The sequence below is a fragment of the Albidovulum sp. genome (genome assembly GCF_049646345.1).
Lineage (GTDB): Bacteria > Pseudomonadota > Alphaproteobacteria > Rhodobacterales > Rhodobacteraceae > Albidovulum.
In genome coordinates this window covers 1-2,347 of record NZ_JBARVQ010000131.1, presented here as the reverse complement: position 1 = coordinate 2,347, position 2,347 = coordinate 1, and the positions used below count along the sequence as shown (strand labels likewise).

Genomic DNA, 2,347 nt, shown 5'->3' with positions numbered 1-2,347 from the left:
CATGGGGATATAGCTGAGAGGCTGCATCAGGATTTGCAACGGCAGCACACGTACTGGAATGTCGCCGATCCTGACAATCCGCTAGGATACAATCCAATCACGCGCGCGTCGGTATCATTGCGCCCCCTCGTTTGTTCGGGGCTGATTGACGCGCTCAAAAAGCAATGGGCGGATGCCTGGGGCGTGCGCATGGAGCACTTGCTCCGCTATGCCGTCCTGGCGCTGCTTGAACAGCCACGGGCGGACATCCGGGACATCATGCGACTGTTTGTCGATCGAACGTTCCAGAAGGAAGTGGTCGGCCGTGTCACGGACCCTCAGGTCAGGTATTTCTGGACCGAAGAATATACTGCCATGTCGTACAAGACAGCGGTCGATGGTGTGGCACCGATCGCCAACAAGCTCGGCGCCTTTCTGGCGCACCCAGTGATCCGAAAGTCGATCTGCGAACCGGACCAACCGCTCCGTTTCCGTAAGATCATGGATGACGGCAGCATTCTGATCGTGAACCTCGCCAAAGGCCGTCTGGGCGCGGATATGAGTGATGTGATGGGTGGTCTGATCGTATCGTCGATCATGAACGCAGCCTTCACCCGTCACGACCTGCCTGAGGGCGACCGCCGCCCGTTCATGCTCTACGTTGATGAATTCCATTCCTTTACCACCGAAGCCTTCGCATCGATGCTCTCAGAAGTACGCAAATATGGGCTGGGTGTCACGCTGGCCCACCAGCACATCGTGCAGGCCGATCGCGCGGTGTTTGAAGCGGTGATGGGCAATGTCGGCTCGATCATGGTGTTTCGGGTCGGAGCGTTGGACGCCCCTATCATCAGCCAACAGCTTGCCGACCAGCCGGTGCCGGATCTCGTCAATCTTCCGAACTACCGCGCCTTTGTTCAGCTCATGGTCGACGGTCAGAAAACCCGACCGTTCACTGCAACCACATGGCCCTGAGCAGATCCCAGACCGCAAGTTTCGCCGACTATCCCGACGTTACTGGTCCGGTACCATGGCATCATGGACCATGACGAACACCTGCATCGCCACTTGGAACTCTGCAAACGCATTTACCTGCGGATGCTCAAAGATGGCACCTGGCCCTGGCGCGATTCGCCAAAATCTGAGGATCTGGTAGAGTCGGAGGATAACCCCAAAGATACATGAAGACTTGCTACGGATACATCCGGGTTTCGACGCAGACACAGGGAGAAGGCGTTTCGCTCGAAGCCCAGAAGGACGCAATCACGGCCTTTGCGAGTCATAACAAGATCAAACTCATCGCGTGGTTCGAAGAGAAAGAAACCGCCGCCAAAAGCGGCCGCCCGATTTTCAATCAAATGATCCGACAACTGATGCAAGGCAAGGCTTCCGGCCTCATCATGCACAAGATCGACCGTTCGGCGCGGAACCTTGGTGACTGGGCGGTCATCAGCGATTTGTCCGATCGTGGAATCGACGTTCACTTCGCCACCGAGAGCCTTGATTTCCGCTCGCGCGGTGGGCGCCTCACGGCTGACATCCAGGCCGTCATCGCCGCCGACTATGTCCGCAACTTGCGCGAGGAAACGCTGAAGGGGATGCGCGGACGTATGAAACAGGGCCTCTATCCGTGGGGGGCACCGCTTGGATATTTGAACAACGGCGGCGGGAAACCAAAAACCATGTGTCCCGTGACCGGGCCGTTGGTCCGCGAAGCATTGCACCTCTACGCAACCGGTGGCTACTCCTTCCGTACCCTCAGATCAAAGCTCGACGACATCGGCCTGCGAAACCGTTCAGGCGGCAAGATGACCAAACAGAATATCGAAGCGATGCTCCGGAACCCCTTCTATTGCGGTCTCATCGTCGCAAAGCGAACCGGAGAGGTACATCAGGGCATCCACGACCCGCTTATCAGCACCCGTACATTTCGAAGAATCCAAGAGATCAAGGCTGGCCGCGCGGGCAAGAAGGTCACCCGCCACAACCACCTCTACCGTGGCCTGTTTCGTTGCGGCCTTTGCGATGCGGCGTTGTCGCCCGAACTCCAAAAGGGCCACGTGTACTACCGCTGTCAAACGCGCGGCTGTCCGACAACAACCATCCGCGAAGAACGGATCGACGAAGCAATCCGAAACGCCCTAAACTCCTACCAACTCACAGACGAAGCGGCTGAGCATCTACGCATAGAATGGCTGGCATGGCTCAAGGGTAATGAACACGCGGGTGCCCTGAAGTCGATCGATCTGCGCATCGAGCAGGTTGAGGCAAAACTCGAGCGCCTGACCGACCTCATGATCGACGGAACCATCGATGCTGAGGACTTTTCTCGGCGCAAGCAGAGCTTCCTTCTGGAGCAGTCTGAACT

At 57.4% G+C, this 2,347-nt stretch carries 2 protein-coding genes; both read left to right on the top strand.

The window, feature by feature from the left end; translation table 11 throughout:
* The coding region (locus WBB85_RS03295; RefSeq protein ID WP_432637193.1) for a type IV secretory system conjugative DNA transfer family protein at nucleotides 1–954 on the top strand (954 nt) is incomplete at its 5' end.
* A 206-nt stretch (nucleotides 955–1,160) separates the two neighbouring features.
* Nucleotides 1,161–2,347 (top strand): recombinase family protein (locus tag WBB85_RS03290; RefSeq protein WP_432637192.1); only part of this gene is annotated, 1,187 nt, incomplete at its 3' end.